This window comes from Mammaliicoccus sp. A-M4 (assembly GCF_022386955.1).
In the GTDB taxonomy this organism is placed as follows: Bacteria; Bacillota; Bacilli; order Staphylococcales; family Staphylococcaceae; genus Mammaliicoccus; species Mammaliicoccus lentus.
The window spans coordinates 228938-253202 of the sequence record NZ_JAJNHH010000002.1 but is presented as its reverse complement, the minus strand read 5'-3'; the positions used below and the strand labels follow the sequence as shown (position 1 = coordinate 253202).

The 24265-nt window shown below is 32.9% G+C and carries 21 protein-coding genes; 7 read left to right on the top strand and 14 right to left on the bottom strand.

Going from position 1 to position 24265, the window contains the following annotated elements; genetic code table 11:
* Positions 1–26: 26 nt before the first annotated feature.
* Positions 27–383 carry a DUF488 domain-containing protein gene (locus LQ682_RS03130; protein WP_064211615.1) on the bottom strand — a complete coding sequence of 119 codons (357 nt, stop codon included), beginning with the start codon at positions 381–383 and terminating at the stop codon, positions 27–29.
* A gap of 150 nt (positions 384–533) precedes the next feature.
* On the opposite strand from LQ682_RS03130, the gene LQ682_RS03125 reads away from it, so the two are divergent.
* On the top strand, positions 534–2489 hold the full coding sequence (locus LQ682_RS03125) for a fructose-1,6-bisphosphatase (protein WP_103269034.1): 1956 nt from the start codon (positions 534–536) through the stop codon (positions 2487–2489).
* A 109-nt stretch (positions 2490–2598) separates the two neighbouring features.
* On the opposite strand, the gene LQ682_RS03120 is transcribed toward LQ682_RS03125, so the two are convergent.
* From LQ682_RS03120 to LQ682_RS03100, 5 genes are all read right to left on the bottom strand, one after another.
* Positions 2599–4599, bottom strand: coding sequence for a CocE/NonD family hydrolase (locus tag LQ682_RS03120; RefSeq protein ID WP_218729577.1), 2001 nt, complete (start codon positions 4597–4599; stop codon positions 2599–2601).
* A gap of 160 nt (positions 4600–4759) precedes the next feature.
* Positions 4760–6523, bottom strand: coding sequence for an ABC transporter ATP-binding protein (locus LQ682_RS03115; protein ID WP_103269036.1), 1764 nt, complete (start codon positions 6521–6523; stop codon positions 4760–4762).
* Positions 6507–8297, bottom strand: coding sequence for an ABC transporter transmembrane domain-containing protein (locus LQ682_RS03110; protein ID WP_239723849.1), 1791 nt, complete (start codon positions 8295–8297; stop codon positions 6507–6509). Before LQ682_RS03110 ends, LQ682_RS03115 begins: the two co-directional genes overlap by 17 nt.
* Before the next feature lie 182 nt (positions 8298–8479).
* A complete protein-coding gene (locus LQ682_RS03105; RefSeq protein ID WP_103269038.1) occupies positions 8480–9289 on the bottom strand; it encodes a glutamate racemase in 810 nt (269 codons plus the stop codon).
* Between the two features lie 11 nt (positions 9290–9300).
* Positions 9301–9696, bottom strand: a complete 396-nt coding sequence (locus LQ682_RS03100; protein ID WP_103269039.1) for an acyl-CoA thioesterase — start codon at positions 9694–9696, stop codon at positions 9301–9303.
* Between the two features lie 183 nt (positions 9697–9879).
* Between LQ682_RS03100 and pcp the strand changes: the two genes are divergently transcribed.
* Positions 9880–10521: a pyroglutamyl-peptidase I gene (pcp, locus tag LQ682_RS03095; protein WP_103269040.1), complete on the top strand. Its 642-nt coding sequence runs from the start codon at positions 9880–9882 to the stop codon at positions 10519–10521.
* Positions 10522–10727: 206 nt separating this feature from the next.
* Here pcp and LQ682_RS03090 read toward each other — a convergent pair whose 3' ends face one another.
* Together LQ682_RS03090 and LQ682_RS03085 are read right to left on the bottom strand one after the other, a co-directional pair.
* The gene (locus LQ682_RS03090; RefSeq protein ID WP_103269041.1) at positions 10728–12167 is read right to left on the bottom strand and encodes a 6-phospho-beta-glucosidase; all 1440 of its coding nucleotides are present in this window, start codon (positions 12165–12167) and stop codon (positions 10728–10730) included.
* A 14-nt stretch (positions 12168–12181) separates the two neighbouring features.
* Positions 12182–14065, bottom strand: coding sequence for a beta-glucoside-specific PTS transporter subunit IIABC (locus LQ682_RS03085; protein ID WP_103269042.1), 1884 nt, complete (start codon positions 14063–14065; stop codon positions 12182–12184).
* A gap of 153 nt (positions 14066–14218) precedes the next feature.
* Here LQ682_RS03085 and LQ682_RS03080 point away from each other — a divergent pair, with 153 nt between their 5' ends.
* On the top strand, positions 14219–14920 hold the full coding sequence (locus tag LQ682_RS03080; RefSeq protein ID WP_064204645.1) for a GntR family transcriptional regulator: 702 nt from the start codon (positions 14219–14221) through the stop codon (positions 14918–14920).
* Between the two features lie 66 nt (positions 14921–14986).
* On the opposite strand, the gene LQ682_RS03075 is transcribed toward LQ682_RS03080, so the two are convergent.
* Complete coding sequence (locus LQ682_RS03075; RefSeq protein WP_064211609.1) at positions 14987–15574, bottom strand: histidine phosphatase family protein; 588 nt, start codon at positions 15572–15574, stop codon at positions 14987–14989.
* Positions 15575–15846: 272 nt separating this feature from the next.
* On the opposite strand from LQ682_RS03075, the gene LQ682_RS03070 reads away from it, so the two are divergent.
* From LQ682_RS03070 to LQ682_RS03060, 3 genes are all read left to right on the top strand, one after another.
* On the top strand, positions 15847–16482 hold the full coding sequence (locus LQ682_RS03070) for an FMN-dependent NADH-azoreductase (RefSeq protein WP_103269185.1): 636 nt from the start codon (positions 15847–15849) through the stop codon (positions 16480–16482).
* Between the two features lie 145 nt (positions 16483–16627).
* The gene (gene kynU / locus LQ682_RS03065; protein ID WP_103269184.1) at positions 16628–17911 is read left to right on the top strand and encodes a kynureninase; all 1284 of its coding nucleotides are present in this window, start codon (positions 16628–16630) and stop codon (positions 17909–17911) included.
* Positions 17912–17942: 31 nt separating this feature from the next.
* A complete protein-coding gene (locus LQ682_RS03060) occupies positions 17943–18323 on the top strand; it encodes a GtrA family protein (protein ID WP_016999547.1) in 381 nt (126 codons plus the stop codon).
* 366 nt (positions 18324–18689) lie between these two features.
* Here the strand turns inward: LQ682_RS03060 and lrgB are convergent, their stop codons facing one another.
* The 4 genes from lrgB to LQ682_RS03040 form a co-directional block, all read right to left on the bottom strand.
* Complete coding sequence (gene lrgB, locus LQ682_RS03055) at positions 18690–19391, bottom strand: antiholin-like protein LrgB (protein ID WP_017001191.1); 702 nt, start codon at positions 19389–19391, stop codon at positions 18690–18692.
* Positions 19388–19804 (bottom strand): antiholin-like murein hydrolase modulator LrgA, encoded by a 417-nt coding sequence (gene lrgA, locus LQ682_RS03050; protein ID WP_017001192.1) that lies wholly within the window; start codon positions 19802–19804, stop codon positions 19388–19390. The genes lrgB and lrgA overlap by 4 nt, the downstream gene beginning before the upstream one ends.
* 119 nt (positions 19805–19923) lie before the next feature.
* Positions 19924–20646, bottom strand: a complete 723-nt coding sequence (locus tag LQ682_RS03045; protein ID WP_103269183.1) for a response regulator transcription factor LytR — start codon at positions 20644–20646, stop codon at positions 19924–19926.
* Positions 20646–22400, bottom strand: a complete 1755-nt coding sequence (locus LQ682_RS03040) for a sensor histidine kinase (protein WP_239723848.1) — start codon at positions 22398–22400, stop codon at positions 20646–20648. The genes LQ682_RS03045 and LQ682_RS03040 overlap by 1 nt, the downstream gene beginning before the upstream one ends.
* A gap of 139 nt (positions 22401–22539) precedes the next feature.
* Here LQ682_RS03040 and LQ682_RS03035 point away from each other — a divergent pair, with 139 nt between their 5' ends.
* Positions 22540–23328, top strand: a complete 789-nt coding sequence (locus tag LQ682_RS03035) for a putative hydro-lyase (protein WP_103269181.1) — start codon at positions 22540–22542, stop codon at positions 23326–23328.
* 94 nt (positions 23329–23422) lie between these two features.
* Here the strand turns inward: LQ682_RS03035 and LQ682_RS03030 are convergent, their stop codons facing one another.
* Positions 23423–24265: a tryptophan 2,3-dioxygenase gene (locus tag LQ682_RS03030; RefSeq protein WP_064204640.1), complete on the bottom strand. Its 843-nt coding sequence runs from the start codon at positions 24263–24265 to the stop codon at positions 23423–23425.

Below are 24265 nucleotides of genomic sequence, written 5' to 3'. Positions count from 1 at the left end.
ACAATACATTAGAGGGTGTTTATTGATTATTGATGATCTAGAAATTCTTTTAGAACTACTGCTTGATTATGTTTTTCATCCTTCGCACCATATAATAATACGACATTACCATTATTTTCTTTATAAATGTCTTTGAGTTGATCGAGTGCTTCTTTTTGTTCACCTGATTTAAGTTCTTCTTTATATTTTTTCTTAAATGAATCAAATTTTTCCGGGTCATGTCCGAACCATTTTCTCAGTGAATCAGATGGTGCGATTTCTTTTATCCAATGGTCTAGATTTGCCTTTTCTTTAGAGATGCCACGTGGCCATACTCTATCGACAAGCACTCTAACATTGTCTTTATCGTAATCTTCATAAATTCTATTGATATCACAACTCACCTTAATCAACCTCCATTTCATTATATTTATACCCTAAATATCGTGAGTATAAATCTTAATATCAAATTATTTAATGTGTTATACTATATCTCAAATGATGTCTATTATTTAAAGTTTTAACTCATCAATTATACGAACGGAGTGACTAGAATGACAGAGAACATCAATCAACATGTAAAAGAAAAATATTTAGACTTATTAGCAGAAAAATTTGATGCTGAAGAGAAAGTAGCAACTGAAATCATAAATTTAGAATCTATAATGGAATTACCAAAAGGTACAGAACACTTTGTTAGTGATTTACATGGTGAATACCACGCTTTCCAACATGTGCTCCGAAATGGATCTGGTAACGTAAGAGCTAAAATTAATGATATTTTTAAAAACAGACTTTCTGAAGATGAAATCAGCAGTCTGGCTGCCTTAGTTTATTATCCTGAAGAAAAACTTAAATTAATAAAAAATCAATTTTCATCTAAAGAAGCATTAAACGAATGGTACATTGAAACAATCCAACAAATGATTGAATTGATTTCTTACGCTTCAAGTAAGTATACACGTTCAAAAGTTCGTAAAGCTTTACCGAAACAGTTTGTATACATAATTGAAGAATTACTGTATAAAAGTAACGTTTATAATAATAAAACTACTTACTATGAAACAATTATTCAAAAAATCATCTCACTTGGACAATCAGATAAATTAATTATCGGTCTAGCATATACAACACAACGTTTAGTCGTGGATCACTTACATGTGGTCGGTGACATTTATGATCGTGGTCCAGACCCAGATAAAATTATGGAAACATTAATTAATTATCATTCAGTTGATATTCAATGGGGTAACCATGACGTACTTTGGATAGGCGCTTATGCAGGTTCAAAAGTATGTTTAGCAAATATTTTAAGAATTTGTGCGCGTTACGATAACTTGGACATTATAGAAGACGCATACGGTATTAATTTACGTCCATTAGTCAATTTAGCTGAAAAATATTATAAAGATAATTCTGCCTTTCATCCAAAAGAACATGCAGACAAAGCAATATCCGAAGAAGAAAAATTACAAATAACGAAGATACATCAAGCTATCGCAATTATACAATTCAAATTAGAAAGCCCTATTATTAAACGTAGACCTTCATTCGATATGGAAGAACGCCTTATATTAGAAAAAGTAGATTACGATAACAATGAAGTTACAATTTACGGCAAAACTTATCCACTTGAAAACACATGCTTTGAAACTGTAGATCGTAATAATCCTGCACAATTAAACAGAGAAGAAGAAGAAGTGATTAATAAACTTCTATTATCAGTGCAAGAGTCTGAAAAATTAAAACGTCATATGAACTTCTTAATGAAAAAAGGAAACTTATACTTAAGATATAATGGTAATTTATTAATACATGGATGCATACCAGTAGATGAAAATGGAAAAATGGAAGAAATGGAAATCGACGGTGAAATGTATAACGGTCGCGAATTACTCGATCAATTCGAACAACACATTAGAGTTTCATTCGCAAATAAAGAACAAACAGATGATTTATCAACAGACTTGATTTGGTACTTATGGACAGGTAAATATTCTTCATTATTTGGAAAGCGTGCCATGACTACTTTTGAAAGATATTTCATTAAAGATAAAGCTTCGCACAAGGAAGAAAAAAATCCTTACTATTACTTAAGAGAAGACAGTCAAATGTGTCGTAACATGTTGCAAGACTTTGGTTTAGACCCAGAACAAGGACGCATCATAAATGGTCATACACCAGTTAAAGAAATAGACGGTGAAAACCCAATCAAAGCAGATGGTAAGATGATTGTTATCGATGGTGGCTTTTCAAAAGCGTACCAATCAACGACAGGTATCGCTGGCTATACATTACTTTATAACTCATTTGGCATGCAACTAGTGGCGCATAAACACTTTGGCACAAAAGAAAACGTACTTCTGAACGGCGCAGATGAATTGTCTGTCAGACGTGTTGTAGACGAAGAACTCGAACGTAAAAAAGTACGCGACACTAACATCGGTGCCAAACTACAAGAAGAAATAAGAATGTTACAAGAACTTATGGCTTACCGATATATTAATTAATGATTAGCTGTACTCGTACAAACTGTCACTTTCGAAACCACATATAAAAAAATTCTCCTAATCCGTTAATTAAAAATCCAACGGGTTAGGAGAATTATTTTGTGTTTGTTTAAGTATAATTTCGTTTAATTTTATTTTCCCATGTCTTCGTAAAGCATTGTTCACCATCGTTATATGCAATTACCTCATTTCTCAAGTAATAGTATTCAGCGTCACATGACATGGTGCTGTATGTTTCAACTTCTGTATCAATGTCATCATCTTTCAATATTACTTTCCAGTCGCATTGTACTTTTGCTGAAAGTGGATCATCTTCTTTTATTGTATACACGTTCATATTTTCTGTACCGTAAGTGATATTACTATCTTTCAGTGTTCTCAAGCCTTCATCTGAATAGTCTGATAGTATCCATTCATTCGTTGTTAACCTTTTCGTTATATCTCTAGTTCTTGAACCATCTCTATGAATAATCTTTTCTAAAGGTTTGGCTGTTTCTGAAAATTCATGTTCTAGTTTAACTTCTGTGAACTCACGCACTAATGGTATATTTAGTTTAGAGTGTTCTAAATCAACATCTAATTTAACGATTTCTTTGCTCGGCCAAATTTGTGGCCAATATGTTGGTGCGATAGAAACTTCAATCATGTGACCTTCTGGTATTTGATAACCAATAACATCTAAAGGTACTTCTACATCTATATACTCGTCTACTGGTAAATCTTCAGGGAATTCATTACTCTTGTAATGGTTTAAATTGAATTGTCCCATAGTAACAAGTGTTTTTGAACCATCTGGATGCACATCTGTTAAGCGAATATGTATATTTGCTTCTTTACAATCTGACTTAACGCGTAATTTTGCTACTGGTTGACCCATAATATTTAAAGTATCGCCATACATGTCCAACATTAATGAATTAGCTAAAGCATTATCAATTGTTTGGTCGTCTGGTAAGTCACCGTCTTGACCGAATGGGCAAAATACTCCTGAATATAACCCATGTTGTTGTTTATTCTTTAGTTGAATTTCTCTCGTCGTACCAGCGAATAAATTTTTCGTTGTAATTTCTTCATTTAGTAAATTTAACCACTTACCTTCTCGATAATCATAAGTTGTTTTAGGTTCAACACTATCTTGTAAATATACTAAAAATTCATCACGATGATTTTCAGTTTGTTTATCACCCATCCACTTATCTAACCAAGAAACGACTTCTTGTAAATAGCCAAATTGAGGTCCTGGAATGGCTACGTCTGGGAACTCATGTGCCCAAGGTCCGATAACCGCCTTTTTAGGAACATCTAAATGTTTCATCAAACGGAATACAGCATTCGTATAACCATCAGCCCAACCACTCATTGTTAAGACTGGAATTTGAATTTGTGTATAATCTTCATTAATAGAACCATGTTTCCAATATTCATCTCTTGTTTGATGTTTGACCCACTCATCTACAAAAGGTGGTGTTTGTTCTAATCTTTCTATCCAATTGTCATACCAGTTCTCTCCAAAATATTTAGGGAAAGCTGGTCTTGCATTGTAAGCAAACATAGTTGATGCCCACCAAAGCATATCTGATGCCATCATTGTACCGCCTTTATAATGAACATCATCAGCATATCGATCATCTGTTGAACATAAAGATATGATTGTCTTTAAAGCTTCCGGTTGTCTAGCGGCTACTTGTAAACCATTGAAGCCACCCCAAGACTTACCGATCATTGCGACTGAACCGTTAGACCAGTCTTGAGATTCAATCCATTTAATAATATCAATTGCATCATCTTGTTCTTGTTTAGGATATTCATCTTCAATAATACCTTCAGAGTCACCTGTTCCTCTTATATCCACTCTGATTGCCGTATATCCGAATCCAGCAAAATATTTATGTCTTATTTCATCTCGTAAAGCAGTGAACTCATCTTTTCTATAAGGTAAGTACTCTAGCACAGCACCTTTAGTTGTTCCTGACTTTTTTGGTTGCCATATTTTTGCTGACAATCGAACACCATCAGTCATTTCAATCCATGTATGATGTGTAACCTCTATTTCATAAGGAAACTCTGTTCGCTCAGTTATTTTATTATAGTCTACATCAAAAGCTCCCATGTTAAATCCTCCTTAAAAATATCTAATAGTTCTTATTATACATAAATTTATAAGAAAAGGTTGTCAGAGAGAAATATCATCTTCAAACAACACCCCCAATCCGTTTAATTTTAAATTGCCGGGTTGGGGGTATGTTTATATTTGATATGTGTTTTTACTTTCAACCATTTTGAAGTAAATACATTTTATGATAAATACCATCTTGTTTAATCAGTTCATCATGTGTGCCTCGTTCTACAATTTCACCTTTATTTAACACAAGAATTTGATCTGCGTCTTGAATTGTTGATAACCTATGCGCGATTGCTAAAGTTGTTCTACCTTTACGCATTTTTGCTAGTGATTTTTGAATTTGTGCTTCTGTTTCAGAATCAATATTAGCCGTTGCTTCGTCTAATATTAATATTTTAGGCTCACTCGCCATCGTTCTCGCAAATGCTAGTAGTTGTCTTTCACCACTTGAAAAGGCACTTCCTTTTTCAATCACTTCATGCTCATAATTATCAGGTAATAAATTAATAAATTGGTCTGCGTGTACAAAGTCTGCCGCTTCTTGTACTTTTTCGAAAGTCATTGTAGGATGATAAAGTTTAATATTTGATGCGACCGTTCCAAAGAATATAAATGCATCTTGTAACACAAGACCGATATTACCTTTCAATTCAGATTTCGGCATTTCTTTTATAGATTGGTTGTCGATTAAAATTTCACCTTGATTGAATTCATAAAATCTCATAAACAAGTTTATAATCGAACTTTTACCAGATCCAGTATGACCGACTAACGCGACCGTTTCTCCTGGATTAGCTGTAAATGTAATGTCTTTTAGAACATCTGTCTTACCATCATAACTAAAAGTAACATGCTTAAATTCAACTTTACCATCCGTTATATGATAATTAGGTTTTTCATGTTGCTCTGGTTCCAGCATATCGTTATCAATAAGCTTAAATACACGACTTGCTGACACTAACGCTTGCTGTAATACGTTTAAGTTTTGGCTGACTTGGTTAATAGGTTCAAAGAAGCGTTCCATATATTGTACAAAAGCAAATACAACACCAGCTGTAACGCCTCCAGAGAAACTTAATACTCCGAAATATCCAAGTATCATTACAACGGCAAATATTGAAATCATGCTTATAGCTGGTCTCAATAATAAACCGTCAATTTTAACTGTTCGCATATTAAAATCATAATGCTTATCGTTAATCTCATTAAATTCATTTTGTAATCTTTTCTCTTGGTTAAATACTTGTATAATGCGCATACCTTCTATAGATTCTGCTAATTTTGCATTCAAATCTGACAAGAGCTGTCGTGCCTGTGAAAAATAAATAGCTGAATATTTTCTATATAATGCTAATACAAGTATGATGACTGGCAAGAATATTAAAGCCATTAATGCAAGTTTAAAATCAAGTATAAACATCATGACATAACTAGAAATGACCATAAATATTGCCATTAAGAATGATGAGAATACACCAATAAACATTTCTACTATAGCTTCAGTATCATTAGTAAGTCTTGATACAATACTTCCGCCTGGTTCCTTATCAAAGTAACGCATCCCTAATTTCCCAATTTTATTAAATGCGTCTATTCTTAATTGTTGTATTACTTTAAATGCAAGATATTGAAATAAATATACGTTCCAATAAGTTGTTATAGCGCCAACAATTTGAATGACGAAAAATATAACAATCAGTAACGTAATATCACTTTTAGGGAACACTTGTGGTGTTAAGTAATCATCAATAAATACTTTAACCATATACGGTGTTGCAATGCTCGCTATTGTCGAAATCGTCAACATGATAAATGCTAATAAAATAATACCTTTGAAAGGGAATGTATATTTGATCAAACGTTTTAAAACTTGAAATTGATCTTTAGCTGTCAAATTATGATTTTGAGCCATCTTCTTCATCCCCTTTCGCTATTTCATCTAAGCTACTCGCAAGCTCTTCATGTAATGCTTGTGCTTGATATGTTTCGTAATACCATCCTTTGTTTGCCATCAATTCTGAATGCTTACCTCTTTCGATAATCGTACCTTTATCCATAACGATAATCATGTCAGCATGGCTCACCGCACTCATTCTGTGTGCAGTAATAATATTTGTTTTACCTTGACGGACATTTTGCATATTTTCTAAAATATGTTCTTCCGTTTCAGCATCAACTGCCGACAATGAATCATCTAAAATAAGCACAGGTGGATTCATGATTAAAGCACGTGCTATCGAAATTCTTTGTTTCTGTCCTCCTGATAAAGAAACACCACGTTCTCCAACTACTGTGTCATACCCTTCCGGAAACGCTAAAATATCATTATGAATATAACTCAATCGACTCGCTTCATAGATGTATTGATTATCAATTTCAGGGTTACTGAAAGCAATATTGTTTCTAATTGAAGTAGAGAATAAGAAAAGATCTTGAGGTACATATCCAAATTGAGCTCTTAAATGACTGATGTCATAATAACGAATTGGTTTACTACCGTATTTAATTTCGATAGATTGTGCAGTATCAAACTCTCTTAATAACAAACGGATGATAGCACTTTTTCCTGAGCCAGTACGACCTACAATACCGATAGTAGAACCTTTTGAAATTGTGAATTTTATATCGCGTAGTGCTAAACTATCATCATCCGGAAAGTGAAATGTATCAATATCAAATTGAATATCTCCTTCAGGAATTGTTTCTGTTTCTACATTTGTATCAACATCATTTTTCACATTTGTTATTTCATTAATACGTTCATATGATGCGTGTCCTCTTTGTACAATATTAAAGAACAGGCCAAGAGCTAATAATGGCCAGACCATCATGCCTAAATAAGTTGTGAATGTAACAAGTTGTCCAATTGTAATATCTTCTTGAATCACCATTCTAGCTCCGAAGAAAATCGCTAAAAAGTAACTCACACCTATTACTGACATTATTGTCGGATCAAATAACGCATCAATTTTAGAAACTTTTAAGTTTTTATAAACAACATCGTCACTTAATTTTTTAAAATCTGCTTGGTCATCTTTTTCATAACCGAAAGTTTTTGTTACTTTAATCCCGGCTATACTTTCTTGTGTCTTATCATTCAGCTGACTGAAGGCTGCTTGGGCCTTCTTAAAACCTCTGTTCAGCAATTTACCATAATAACTAGTTAATACAATCATAATTGGCAAAGGTATCATAACGATAAGTGTTAATCGCCAATCAACTGTAATTGCCATTGTTATGAGCACAGACCCACCTGTTATAAGAGAATCAGCTATCGTCAACACACCAGAACCAGCTGTGTTTTGTACTGCTCTAATGTCATTTGTTGCATGCGCCATTAAATCCCCTGTACGTCTCTTTTGGAAAAATGACGGGCTCATCGAAGTATATTTATGATAAAGATTAGATCTTAATATTTTCCCCAACCTCATACTCGCCCCAAATATCATAATTCTCCAATAGTACCGGAAAATATATGTAAGGATCGCCGCAACTACTAATATGACGAGGTAAATTATAAGCGTTTTTCCCGTTAATGTTTGAAGTGTAATCCCATCAATTACTCGTCCAATTATTTGTGGTGGTAATAAATCAATTAAAGCAACTAATAAAAGAATAAATATACCTAAAATATAATTTTTTAGTTCAGCTTTAATAAACCAACCTAATTTAATAAATACTTTCAAAACTACCACCCTCCCCTTTTATATACACCTTAAAATTTTATCACAAAAAATTAATTTAAAAATAAAAATGTCTGAATTTTGTCACTTTTCCATTAAATTCATACTATCGGAGTATATATGGCTTCCGGTTAGCTACTGCCAATATAATAAAAACAGACTAGGAAGTTATTTTTCCCAGCCTGTTATATTTCAATTTCTTCTAAATTTAATTGTACATTGAAGTTTTGTAGCATCTTTTTAAATTCTTGTAGTGTATATTTTTCGTTTGTTGTGACAAGTGCTTTAATCGTTCCTGTACCTTTAGATGTATATATATTAGCTTTATTTATAATTTCATTTGCTGAATCAATAAATTGAATATGTGGATACAGTTCTTTTAAATAACTATATAACCATGACAGATGTGTTGATGACAACGTGAATACATCTATTGTTTCATCTTGTTCAATTATATTATCCATAAAACGTTTAACTGTCATTAATGTTCGATATTTATCTGATAAAAATGCACCCGATTCTACAAGTTCAACTAGAGTTGATGCATTATATGTTTGAACTGTCGCATCGCTTGTCGCTTCTTGTTCAATATATTGAAGCATTTCATCACTTTCTATTAGTGATTGAACACCTAAAACACCAATATTCTTTGATGCTGATTTTTCTATCGCTTCTTTTATAGGTGGATAAACACCTAAAATTTCAGTTTCGTATTCATCTTTAATATCATCTAGAACTGTAATAGAAGGTGCATTAGAAGCAACAACGATTAAACTGGGACTCCAATTTTCTAAGTACGTCAATGTACTTCTTATTACCTTTTTTAAATCATCTTTTGATTTATATCCGTATGGAAATTGATTACGGTCTGCTAAATATATAATATCTTGTTCAGGAAATTCTTTTTTTAGTAATGTTACTATTGAGTAACTTCCAATACCAGCATCAAAAACAGCAATCGGTTTGTTTAAATCATTTATACTCGATTTCATCATTTAGACCTCACTTAGATATTTAAAAAGATTTCTGGCGATTTCACAACTTTCTCGGTAACAACATTATAGAAACCACCTTTTTGATAACCAGTACAATGCACTTGTTCAGAAGTAGCAATTTCAAATTCTAATTCCCATTTCATTTTGCTAACTTTTACTAACCAACAACGACCTACTGGTTTATCATGAATCGTTAACGGCGCTTTGTAATCCGCTTCTGTATGCATAAGTATAGGCGAGATATCAGATTTCATCATCTCTGAAATCGTCATATATTGATCAATAAATGCATTACGTAAATCTTCAAACCATTTTATATATACTATATTGCTCACAATACCCATAGCGTCGACATCATAGACGTTTACATCGATTGATTTTTCAGCGACTAATTTTCTTTCTGTCATATTAAGTACTCCTTTATTTAAAACATTATTCTAAAATAACATTTAACTTCTATAGCTTAATTATGAATTAACACTGTTTAATAATTCAACCTTTTGAGCATATTAAAATGAATGTCGTTTTGAAATTAACATGAGTCCATCTATAATGAAATAAAATATCGATTTATAAAGAGGCGAATAATCATGAAAATTTTAATCACAGCATTTGATCCATTTGGTGGCGAAAATATTAATCCAGCATTAGAAGCCGTCAATTTATTACCTACAAAAATTAATGGCAATGAAATTATAAAACTAGAAATACCAACAGTATTCCATAAATCAAAATCAATAATATTAGAGCAATTAAAACAAGATCATTTTGATGCTGTATTAGCAGTTGGACAAGCAGGCGGAAGATTTGAATTAACACCAGAACGAGTTGGTATCAATTTAGACGATGCTAGAATTCCAGATAACGAAGGCAATCAACCTATCGATGAACCTATACAAACAGACGGACAAACTGCTTACTTTTCAACACTACCCGTAAAACGAATGACCATCGCTATTAAAAATAGTGGTATTCCTTCAAGGTTGTCTAATACAGCAGGTACATTTGTATGTAACCATATTTTGTACCAATTAGGCTATATAGCAGATAAATACTACAATGATTTAAAATTCGGATTTATCCATGTACCATACACACCAGAACAAGTCGTCAACAAACCAGAACAACCATCAATGTCCATCGAAAATATTGCGAAAGGATTAGAAGCCGCTATCAGTGCTATTAATGAAAATGACGAAGATATCAAAATAGCATTAGGTGAAACACATTAATTGGATTTATGCCCTGCTTAATCCAACAAAAGGGCCCTTATTGGATTTTCGTCCTAATTAATCCAACAAAACGGATCTTATTGGATTTTCGGCTTAATTAATCCAATAACAGAATTAACACTCGCTTTTTAATGTTCCATACCAAAGAAGAGCTAGGAGATACCCTTAGCTCTTCTTTAACTTCATATTTAATTTACACGTTTTAATTATAGTTCTTCACCGTTTGTCTTAATCACATTATTAAACCAGTAGAATGAATTTTTCTTAGTACGTTTTAATGTACCGTTACCTTCGTTATCACGATCAACATGAATTAGACCGTAACGTTTTTTCATTTCTCCAGTTGTGAATGATACGATATCGATAATACCCCAAGGTGTATAACCCATTAAGTCTACGCCATCTTCATCTACTGCTTGTATAGAAGCTTTGATATGCTCTCTTAAGTAGTCGATACGTTCTTGATCATCAATCGTTCCATCTTCTTTAAATTCATCAGTTGTTCCAAAGCCATTTTCAACAATAAATAATGGTAATTGATAGCGGTTATATAACACGTTTAATGTGTATCTTAAACCAACTGGGTCGATAGCCCAACCCCATTGGCTTTCTTTAATATATGGGTTTTTCACTGAATTTGGTAGTCCGCCATTAACCACATTATCTTCAACACTTGTTACTTCATCGTGTTTTACAACTGTAGACATATAGTAACTAAATGCGATGTATTCTACAGTACCATTTTTCAAGATTTCGTCGTCGCCTTCTTGCCACTTAATGTCGTAACCATTTTTCTCGAACATTTTCAAAGCATAACCTGGGTAATAACCTCTTACTTGCACATCTGGGAAGAAGAATCTTAAACGATTTGCGATTTCAGCTTCCATAATATCGTTCGGGTTACATGAATATGGATAAATTGGAACGTGTGAAATCATGTTACCAATTATAAAGTCTGGGTTGATTTCTTTACCTTTTGATACTGCTAAAGCACTTGCTATTAATTCATTATGTGCAACTTGGTATAATACTTCTTCTGGATCTTCATCTTCTGCTAATGTTACACCAGAGTTCGTCCATAAGAATATTGGATTACTAGTATCCATTTGGTTATTAATCTCGTTGAATGTCATCCAATATTTCACTTTATCTTTGTAACGGTTAAACACTGTTTCAGCAAAACGTACAAAGTAATCTACAACTTTACGGTTTCTGAAACCTCCGTATTCACGTGCTAAATGTAAAGGCATTTCAAAGTGTGATAATGTTAATACTGGTTCAATATTGTATTTTAACAACTCATCGATGATATTATCATAGAACTGCAAGCCTTCTTCATTTGGTTCTGCTTCATCACCATTTGGAAAAATTCTCGTCCATGCTATTGATGTACGTAAACATTTTAATCCCATTTCACCGAATAAAGCGATATCTTCTTTATATCTATTGTAAAAATCTATACCATCATGGTTTGGATAAAATTTATCATCTTCAATTGTTTCAGTAATTTCTCTTGCTTTACCGTGTTCACCCGCTGTCATGACATCATGCACACTCAAACCTTTACCGCCTTGATCATATCCACCTTCAAATTGGTTTGCAGCTAATGCGCCACCCCATAAAAAGTTTTTATCTAATTTAGCCATAATGAATTTCTCCTTTATTTTTTAATAATATTTAAAATTGTTTGCCCTTCTTCTACATCTGTAGCATCGACAGGCATAATTTCACTAAATTCTGCACTATTCGTTACAATCACAGGTGTAATTGTGTTATAGCCTTTCTCTACTATTGCTTCTTTATCAAATTTTACTAGTGGTGTTCCTATTTTTATTGAATCTCCTTCTGAGACTTGTACTTCAAAGCCTTCACCTTTCAATTCAACTGTTTCTAAACCGATATGAATTAATATCTCTGCACCGTCTAAAGTATCAATACCAATCGCATGTTTTGTAGGTGCAATCATAGTGACTTTACCTTCTACAGGACTATTAATTGTAGAATGTGATGGTTCTATTGCGACACCATATCCCATCATACCACCTGAAAATACTGGATCTGGCACATCTACTAATTTAACAAGCTTTCCTGAAACTGGCGCAGACAGTGAAACCTCTAACTGTTCATTATTAGCTACTTTATTTGAATTATTAACATCAGCATCTTCAACTTGCTCAGTTGTATCTTCTCCATATCCAAATACTTGTATCAAGATAATTGGTAATATAACTGCTATAGCTGAACCAATTAAGATACCCCAAATGGAACCAGCATTATCCGCGTTGTAACCATTCACAATAGTTATCGGTCCTGGTAACCCTGCATAAGCATAATATTTAGGATTAAAGAAACTAGCTACAAATGCACCTACTGCACCACTAATACAAGCGATAATAAATGGTTTCTTAAATCTTAAGTTCACTCCGTAAATAGATGGTTCTGTAATACCGAATATACCTGTAATACCAGCCGAAGAGGATATTCGTTTAATTTCTTGGCTCTTCGCTTTAATAAGGACGCCAACTACAGCACCTACTTGAGCAATTACAGCTATAGTTTGATACGCTTGGAATGAATCACTACCGTATTGTTCAAAGTTAGCAAGAACAACCGGTGTAATACCCCAATGCACACCGAAAATTACAAAGACTTGCCATACACCACCGATAATAGCTCCAGCTAACCAAGGAGCCACTTCAACAAGTGAGTTATAACCGTTTGCGATTCCATGTGCGACAACTGTTGAAATCGGTCCAATTACTAATAATGTTAAAGGTACCATGATGATAATAGCTAAAAATGGTACAAATAATGGTTTTATAACATCATTTATCACTTTATTTAAGTATTTTTCTAAATAAGATAAAATCCATACTAATAGTAATGGTGGTAATACAGATGACGTATATGATGTTTCAGTCAAAGGCATTCCGAAAAATCTAACTGTTTCTCCGTCACCAATTCTATCAATAATACCTGTTAATTCTGGTGTAACTAATGCTGCTGAACAAGCAACAGCAATATATGTATTTACGTTAAAATGTTTAGACGCCGTAATGGCAATAAATATAGGCAAGAACGTAAATGGTGCCCATGAGATAAAGTTAAATACTTCGTACGTTCCAGTCTTTTCAAATGCTGGAATAATTAAATTAATTAAAATAAGTAAACCTTGAAGAATACCTGCTGCTGCGAGTATATAAATAAACGGTGCAAACACGGCCGACATCGTTGCAATAACTCTGTTTAAAACACTACCCTTATTTTCTGTTTCTTTTTCTTCGTTACTTGATTTCCCTGTTAAAGCTTCAAAATATTTATAAACTTCTCCGACATTATTCCCGATTACTATTTGAAACTGTCCATTATTTTCAACAACAGTAACAACACCGTCTATTTTTTTAACTTTTTCTTTAGCCGACGGATCAGAACGTTGTAATACTATTCTTAAGCGTGTGGCACAGTGCGTGCTCTTTACAATATTACCTTCGCCACCTATAGCATCTAAGATTTCTTGAGCGATTTTTTCATTTTTATTAGCCATGATTGACACCTCGATTATTTTTTAATCAACTCTGTATACACTTACATTATAATTATACCGGTACAATTTGTAAAGTACCATACAAATTTAGTTGGTGTATTTACTTATACAAATGCTATAATTATAGGTAATATAATAAAAGTGGGGATTAATATGCTTAAATACGAACAGATTGCTTCTCGCATCTCATCGCTTATTGAAGATGGACATTACGAAGCTGGGGATAAATTACCGAGCGTCGAAATATTAAAAACAGAATATGATGTAAGTAAAAGTACAATCATTAATGCACTGAAAAATCTAGAAAAAGAAGGCATGATTTATCAAGCTAGAGGAAGCGGCATTTATGTAAGAAATCCAAAGAGAGACGGGTATTTAAACCTGTTTACAGCTGACGGCTTTTCTGATGATTTAAAAGAACATGATGTTACAAGTAAAATCTTAAAAGTCACTGAAGTAAAGCCAGAATCTTATATACAAAATCAGCTAAAAATACCCGAAAATGAAACGGTATATTACGTAGAACGTATAAGATACGTGGATGGAAAAGTATTCTGTATAGAAACTTCATATTTCAATAAAAATGTAGTGCTATATATGAATGAGGAAATTGCAACTGGGTCTATTTTTCATTACATCGAAAATAATCTTAAAGTAAAAGTAGGATTTACAGATATTTATTTTAAAGTAGACAAACTCTCTAAAGACCAAGCAGAAAAATTAGAATTAAGCGAAGGAGAACCATCATTAGAATACACTCAAATATTCTACACAAGCACAGGTGTACCATTCGACTATTCTGACATCACATTCCACTACGAAAACTCAAGATTCTATATACCATCAATAAAATAAAAGTATATTTGCATGAAAAAAGGCTGTGACATAAATAAATGTCTCAGCCTTTTCTCTGATCTTGAATTATTTTTCTGTTGGATTAATGACATCTAGAAATTTGAATTGTCCATCTTCATATTCAAACTCTAATATGCAACAATTACTAAATTTTATTCTTTGTACTGATTTTATTGGCAACCAGTCTTGTATGAACATAAACATCGCACCACCATGACTTACTGCTAGGATTGTTTCTGCGTCATCAGTGTTCATAACGTTTAATAATGTTTTGCTCATTCTTTTTTGTACATCTACACTTGATTCTCCACCGTATGCTACGAAAAAGTCTCCATATGATGTTTCTCCTTCTTTATGTGGTGGGTTTAACATTTCATTTTCCGCTTCGAATAAGCCGAAGTTCCATTCTTTAAGACCTTTCAATCTCGTGTATGGTCTATTTGGACAAATAATTTCTAGTGTATCTGAAGCTCTTTCTTGAGTAGATGAATATAACGATTGAAATTGAATGTTCTCTTTATCAAAATACTCTTTCGCCATCGTTGCTTGTTCTATTCCTAATTCAGTTAATGGCGAATCACTAGCACCTTGAATTTTATGTTTTTCGTTAAAAAGCGTTTGTCCATGTCGCATTATGTATAATTTTTTTCTCATTTACTACCATCCCTTTGTTTTGTGTTATTTATACCATATGTTAATTAAATTATAACTAAAGTCAAAAGTTTTACATAATTTTATTAATATAATATCGGACGAATCATATTAACCTCCTATAAATAAGTAATTAAAATCAACTTTCATGAAATAATATTTAAATAAGTGTAATATCACTGTTTTTCATAAATTAATTCTATTGCTAAAAAAATCTTTTCGAGTATACTATTTATAGTTAGTTTAATTTTTATTACGGGAAGGAAAGATTTTATATGTCACAAGTATTATTTATAACAGCTCATCCACACGATGACACAGTGTCATTCTCAATGGCTACAGCTAAAGCTTTTATTGAGAGTTACAAAGTATCAAATCCAAATGATGAAGTTGTTCACATTGATTTATATAATGAATATATTCCTCAAATTGATGCGGATGTATTTGCTGGTTGGGGGAAACTACAATCGGGTCAAGAATTTGAAGCTTTATCAGAAGGCGAACAAGGGAAAGTTAAACGTCTAGAAGAATTAAGTAACCAGTTCGTGAATGCAGATAAATATGTATTCGTAACACCATTCTGGAACTTCTCATTCCCTCCAGTAATGAAAGCATATTTAGATTCTGTTTCAGTAGCAGGTAAAACATTTAAATATACTGCTGAAGGTCCTGTTGGTTTATTACCAGATAAAAAAGCATTACATATCCAAGCACGTGGAGGATATTATTCAGAAGGTCCTGCAGCACAGTTAGAAATGGGTGATCGTTATATCAAACAAATGATGGGCTTCTATGGTATTACTGACGTTGATAGCCTAATCGTTGAAGGACATAATGCTGAACCTAACAAAGCTGAAGAAATTAAAGCTGATGGTATCAAACGTGCTAAAGCTTTAGGTGAAACATTCTAATATAAACAAAATCTCTCTATCCGTCAGTCTTCTAACTTTCAGATTGGGAGATTTTATTTATATTGTCATTATCTTTGTACGTTTTATAATGAAAGTATACAATTGATGTAAAGTATCATGAATCATATATAAGGGGATGAATGAAATGGATACATCATTTAATACAACTAAGGAATTTGCTAAAGCATTAGACACTGCAGATGTGTTGCATTACTTACGCGATCGTTTTTACATACAACCTAACGAAATTTATATGGATGGAAACTCCTTAGGTTTAGCTTCTAAAGATGCGGAAGAAGCCTTGCTCAATGTTCTAGAAGTATGGAAAAAGGAAGGTATCAAAATTTGGAATACAGATGATAGCAAATACTATCATTATTCTAAACATATCGCTTCTTATATGGCACCTTTAATCGGTGTCGACGCTAATGAAGTTGTTATTGTTGGTAGTACAACTTCTAATATTCACCAAGCGATTAGCACTTTTTATAAACCAACTAAAGATAAATATAAAATATTAGTAGATGACTTAAATTTCCCTACTGACCGTTATGCAGTTGATAGCCAAGTGAAGTTAAAAGGACTTAATCCTGAAGACGCAGTTAAAGTTGTGGAAAGCAGTGATGGTTCTTATATCGACGAAAATGCTTTAATCGACGCTATGACTGACGATGTTGCTCTCATTTTATTACCTACTGTACTTTATCGTAGTGCTCAAGTTTTAGACATGGAAAAAATCACGATGGCAGCAAAAGAACGTAATATTATTATCGGATGGGATTTATGTCATGCAATTGGTGCAATTGATATGGATTTAACACGAGTAGATGCCGACTTTGGTGTTTGGTGTACATACAAATACTTATCAGCTGGTCCAGGCTCAACAGCAGCTTTATATATTAATAAAAAGCATTTCTCAAAAATACCTGGTCTTGCAGGTTGGTTTGGAAATAAAGATGAAACTCAATTCCAGCTTAAACATGAATTTGAACATCAACAAGATGCTTCAGGTTGGCAAATAGGTACACCAAACTTATTCTCCATGGCACCTATTGAGGGTGTTTTGAAAATATTCAATGAAGTTGGCATGCATGCTATTCGAACTAAATCGCTACATATCACTTCATATCTTATGTATTTAATAGATGAGAAGTTAACTAAATATGGATATGCAGTTGGAAATTTAAGAGAAGATTATTTACGTGGCGGTCATGTATGCCTTGTACATGATGAAGCTTATCGTATTAGTTTAGCTTTAAAAGACAAAGGCGTGATTCCTGATTTTAGAGAACCTAATGTCATTCGCCTAGCGCCTACTGCACTATATACAAGTTACGAAGAAGTATTAACAGTCGTTGATATTCTAGAAGAAATAGCACAGAAGCAATTATATGAACAATATAGTAATAAGCGCGGGTTAGTCGTATAACAATTTCTGTTAATATAAGGAGCAACTGTTTATGTACAAAAAATACGGCGAGATCGTCCGATTTATCATAGTTGGCGGCATTAATACAGTTAACTATTATTGGATTTATTTATTGTTATTAAAAATACTACAATTCAATTATTTATTGAGTCATATTACAGCATTTATATTAAGCTTTATAATTTCATTTTATTTAAATTGTTATTTCGTATATCATGTTGAGCCAACAGTTAAGAAATTTTTACAATTCCCTTTAACTCAAATAGTAAATATGGGATTACAAACTTTATTGTTATACATTTTTGTACAATGGCTACATGTAAGTGAAATATTCGCACCATTCATAGGTCTCGTCATAACTGTTCCTGTAACTTTTATCATTTCAAAATGGATACTAGTAGAAAGAACGTAAAATAATTCTTGCATGAGCAAATAAACTAAGAATCGTACTACTTATTGGATTCACTAACAATTTTGTGAAGTGCTGACGCTCATGGGAATAGTATGCGTGAGAGACTACAGGCTCGAGCCATACCCCAGGCATGCACGAATAAAATCTTTAACTTTCATAAAAATAAGGCTGGGACATAAATACATGTCTCAGCCTCATTTATGATAATGGCAGTAGCTGACTGGATTGAAAATGCGCTTATATCAAGCTTTTTCCAACCCTAGTCATCCTTGCCGGGGTGGGACTACGAAATCTATTTATTAAAATGAGATTTCTGTCCCACTCCCATTTATTTTGAGTTAGGATTTATAATCCAAACTTGTTAACTTATAGCAACAGCAGTACAAATATTGGTACAACTGCTACGACCACTACACCAACTAATACGAGAGAAATACTGGCCATTGATTCTTCTACTTCTCCTAGTTCTTTCGCAGCAGCAACACCTAATGTATGTCCACTTGTTCCTAATGCTAAACCACGTGCAATTGGATTTGTTATGTTGAATAGTTTCAGCAATTTATTACCTAATGCCATAATAATAACTGCATTTAAAATAACTGCAAGTGATGTTAATTCTTTAATGCCTGAAATACCTTCAGATACTGGTAAAGCAATCGCTGTTGTTGCAGCTTGTGGTAACATTGAAGCGATAATATCATCACCGAATTGGAAAGCTTTCGCAACAATATAGATGATAACTAATGCTGAGACTGTACCTACTGCTATACCTCCCATAATATGATGCCAATGTTTCTTTAATACTTCACGCTTTTTATATAAAGGAATCGCAAAGCAAATTGTAGCAGGTTCAAGGAAGAAGTTAATAATATCTCCCCCGATTTTATAATTTTCGTATGGTATGCCTGTAACTTTTAAAAATAGAATACCTACTACCATACTGAAGAATAAAGGTGCGAATAGGAAAAATCCATTTGTTTTTTTAAATAATAGTGTCCCTAATAAAAATACGACAACTGATAAACCTATTCCGAAATATGGTGTATTTACGCCTAAATGTTCCATCATGCGTAATCACCTGCCACTCTTTTACGTTTAATATTTTTAGTTTGTTTAGCAGTTTTTTCACTTGGTTTCATAATAAGTTGTGAAAATATTCCTGTACAAACAAGTAATAAAATCGTGGAAATGATTATTAATAAAATAATTAAAATTGGACTTGAACTTAAAACACCCAGTGAATTAATAACTGAAATACCTGCTGGTACGAATAAAAACCCTATATTATTCGTTAACGCTGTACCAACCGCTTCTACTTGTTCTAATTTCACAATTCCCGTAGTAAGTGCAACAAACATCAATACTAACCCGATTACTGATGCTGGCATTGGTATAGGCATAAAGCTTTCTATAATATGTGATATCAATAATATGATTGATATCGTTAATACTTGTTGAAAGAAGTTATTAACTTGTTTCATAACGACAACCTCCTGTATTTATCTCTTAAGGTTATCTTAATATGAAAACTATTAAATAAAGCGTTTTCATCCTGAGATGCAATATTTAATGTGTGAGTTACAATAAGTTGATGTCCAAATTACACCAACCCTATTTCCGCTTTAAACAACTTCATATATGATCGGCTTACTTGTAATTTTATACCATGTGTTAACGTCACTTGATATGTGGAATTAAACCAATGTTCTACTGACTGAATATGCTTTTTATTGATGATACTAGCACGGTGGATACGGATAAATTTGGCATGGCTCAGTTTCTTTTCATAATAACTGAGCGGTTCGTTTGTTTCATATTTTGTTTCTGTCGTGTTAATTGTTGTAACACCTTGATTGACGGATATCGCTATAATATCTTCTATATTTAAAATGTAAATACGATCATCAATTTCAATAGGTAACACTTCAGTTCCGTCATGATTGGATTGTTCAACTACTGATTGTTGTCCACTACTAGTTAATTTATTTACAGCTTGTTCAATACGTACTTTTTCAAAAGGCTTTAATATATAATCAGTTGCTTCTAATTCAAATGCCTGTACAGCAAAAGTATCATGAGCTGTTGCAAATATAATATGTGGAATATGTTTCATTTTATTAATTTTTTTAGCTAAATCTAGTCCGCTTTCTTCCATTAAATTAATATCTAAAAATATCACATCAAAATCATTTGATAATAAATGTTCTAATGTTTCTTCAACATTTTCTGCTTCTTTAATATCACTAAATGACCCAATTTGATTAAGTAAATATTTTAATTCATTACGTGCTAATGGTTCATCATCTACAATTAATGCTTGCATTACATATCCTCCTCTATATGTTTATACGGTATTTCAGTTTGGACTTCGGTGCCTAAATGACTAGTATGAATGCTAAGTTCTGCAGTTGGACCAAATAAACCGATTAGCCTTCTGTTTAAATTTTCAAGTGCACTCCCTGTTCCCGACTGTGATTCTACAATTACTTTACCAATTGTCCCCAACTTTTCTTCAGGGATACCTTGACCATTATCTTTCACTGATAATTTAATTTTATGTTGTTCACCCGTAACTTTCACCCATATTCGATTGTCATCTTTTCTATTTGTAAAAGCATGCTTAATTGCATTCTCTACAAGTATTTGAATTACGAATGGTGATACAAGTGCTGATTCATATTGCTCAGGAATATCACATTCAATAATAAAATGGTCAGGATACCTTGCTTGTTCTAACGCAATATATGCTCTAACTTGCTCAAGTTCTTTAGAAATTGTAATTGTGTTATTTCTAGCACCTTGCAAATTAGAACGGAAAAACTGACTCATTTGTAATAATAATTGGCGCGCTTTTTCATGATCAATTCTAACTAATGCAGAAATTGTATTCATAGCATTAAAGAAGAAATGTGGATTGACTTGTGCTTGTAATGATTTTATTTCAGCGTCTTGAAGTAATTGTCTTTGTGTTTCAACAGCACCAAGTTCTAATTGGCTCGAGAATATTTTCGCTAATCCTTCAGCTAAACGTTTCTCAACGAATGTTAAATCATGATAATCAGTAAAATAAAGTTTAAGTGTTCCTACGATATCTCCTTGTATATATAGAGGTATTACGATTGCCGCTTCCAGTGGACAGTTAGGATGTTGGCACCCTATCTCTTTACTAGAATACACTTCTTTTTGTTGACCGGTGTCAATTACAGCTTTAGACAAATCTGTAATGATTGTTTTATCTGGAGTGTGGTGATCACTGGCAACCCCTACATGCGCTAAAATATGTGTTTTATTTGTAATAGCTACAGCTGAAACTTTCATTAAATCTTTAATCACTTTAGCAGATTCGTTTGCTGAAGACTCTGTTAACCCCTCTTTAAAGTAAGGCAAGGTTTGATTGACGAGTTTCAATACATCTTGCGTTTGAATAGCTCTCATTTGCTCTTCTTGTTTAACAGTTGAAACAATAATGGACATAAATATTGCTGTTCCCAGTCCATTAATAATGATCATAGGTAATGCTATCAATTGAACAAGCTCTAGTGCATCTGCTTTTTGTGAGGAAAACACAAGAATACATATCATTTGAATAACTTCTGTAGATGCACCGATTAAAGCACTTTGTTTCACAGATAAATACCCTTTAGATTTCATCGCTCTTTGGCCGAAATAACCAGCCACTAAACCAATAACTATAGATGAAATTAAATAAGTATATGCATCTGCTCCGCCAATGTAAACTCTAAATATACCTGATAATACACCTACAAATAAACCGACGAATGGTCCGCCGATCATACCTGCCACACCTATCGTTAATACACGTGTATTCGCCAGTGAAACTTCTGGTCCTAGATGAAGGTAAATCATGCTTGAAACCACTTCACCATTATTAATAGCTACACCTGTAAAGTTAGATAACAAAGCAAATGAAGAAAATACTATGATAAGTCTCCATTTAACGTACCATTGTTCACGCTCTCCCATCATATTTTTAAAATATGATGTATTCATTAAGATGTAAGCGACAAGTATAATGAGCCCTACTCTTTCTAGTAATAATACAAATAAATTTAACATAATAGCACCCTATATTTTTATTTTTAATTTAGTTTCTCATCCTCAAACATTTTACCATATGTCATTCATCTCAATCATATAAAGAGAAAATGTTATAATATGATATACAAGACATTTAAGATTCAAGGGGGATTTAGTGATGGATTTACAAAATGCTTTACCGAATGAAATAAGAGGTTTAATAAGACGTGGTGAATTAGAAATGCCTACTAGCGGGATGGCTAAAGGTTATGTACAAGCAAATGTCGTCATTTTACCATCAAAGTACGCCTATGACTTTTTGAAGTTTTGTTTTAGAAATCCTAAGACATGTCCGTTATTAGATGTTTCAGAAGAAGGTTCAACTTCATTTAAAAAATATGGTAAAGATGCTGATATTAGAACTGATGTAGGGTTATATAGAATGTATAAAGATGGTGTGTTAGTTGATACATATCAAGATATTAGTAACTTATATACAGAAGATATGGTGAGTTTCTTAATAGGATGTAGCTTTACGTTCGAACACGCTTTAATAGAAGCAGGCATTCCAATGAGACACATCGAAGAAAAACATAATGTACCCATGTATATTACAAATATTCCGGCGTCAACAAGCGGTGTTTTCAAAGGTAATATAACTGTGAGTATGCGACCAATGACAATGGCAGATGCGATTAAATCAACAGAAATCACAACGCAATTTAAAGATGTTCACGGCACACCTATTCACATAGGAAACCCTAGTGAAATTGGGATACAAGATATCAACACCCCAGACTTTGGTGACCCTGTAACAATTAAAAATAATGAGGTCCCTGTATTTTGGGGATGTGGCGTTACACCTCAATCTGTCGCACTTCAAGCTAAACCAGAAATTATGATTACACATGCCCCAGGACATATGTTTATAACTGATATTAAAGACAGCGAAATGAGCAATTCATAAATTTTTTTGAAATAAGAAGGGAGCGGAACTACCAGCCTGAGACATTTATTTATGCCCCAGATTGGTAGTACCACTCCGGCAATTGTTATTGTTTTTACAATTCTGTTCTAAGTTCCCAAAGTTCTGGAAAGAAGCTATGATCTATAACACGTTTTAAATAATTTACACCAGAGCTGCCACCAGTTCCTACTTTAAATCCTATAATTCTCTGCACAGTTTTCATATGACGGAATCGCCATTGACTATATCTATCCTCAACATCCGTTAATTTCTCTAGTAATTCATATAACTCAAAATATGTTTCTGCATTTAAATATATTTCTTTAAACGCTTCTTTCACTGATTCATTAGAAACATGATTGTCTGTCACTTTCCTATTTAATACTGATTCATCAATCTTAAAACCAGCCCTGTTTATAGCTTTAATCGTTTCATCGTATATACTTGGTTTTTCAAGCTGTGTTTTTAACAAATTATATATGTTAGCATCTTTTTCATATATTTTAAGCGCATGTGTCGTTTTATACCCGAGGCTATATTCAAGCATTCTATTTTGGTAAGATTGGAATCCTGAAGAACTACCTAAATCATCTCTAAACGTTAAATAATCACTCGGTGTCATCGTAGATAATACTTCCCATACTTGAATGAGTTGTTTTTGTATATTTCCTACTCGTGCTAACTTTTTAAACGCTTGTTTAAATTGATCATTCTTAACGTCATCACATGCAGAATTAATTTCATGAATTATGAGATTCATCCATAATTCTGAAACTTGATGAACGATAATAAACAATTTTTCGTCATGACTATCTGTTAATGTATGTTGTGCTGATAAAACTTTATCTAAACCTAAATATTCACTATAAGTCATATCTTCTGTAAAATCTGTCTTTACACTTTCCCCTTTGATCGAATCATCTTGAAAATTATTCAT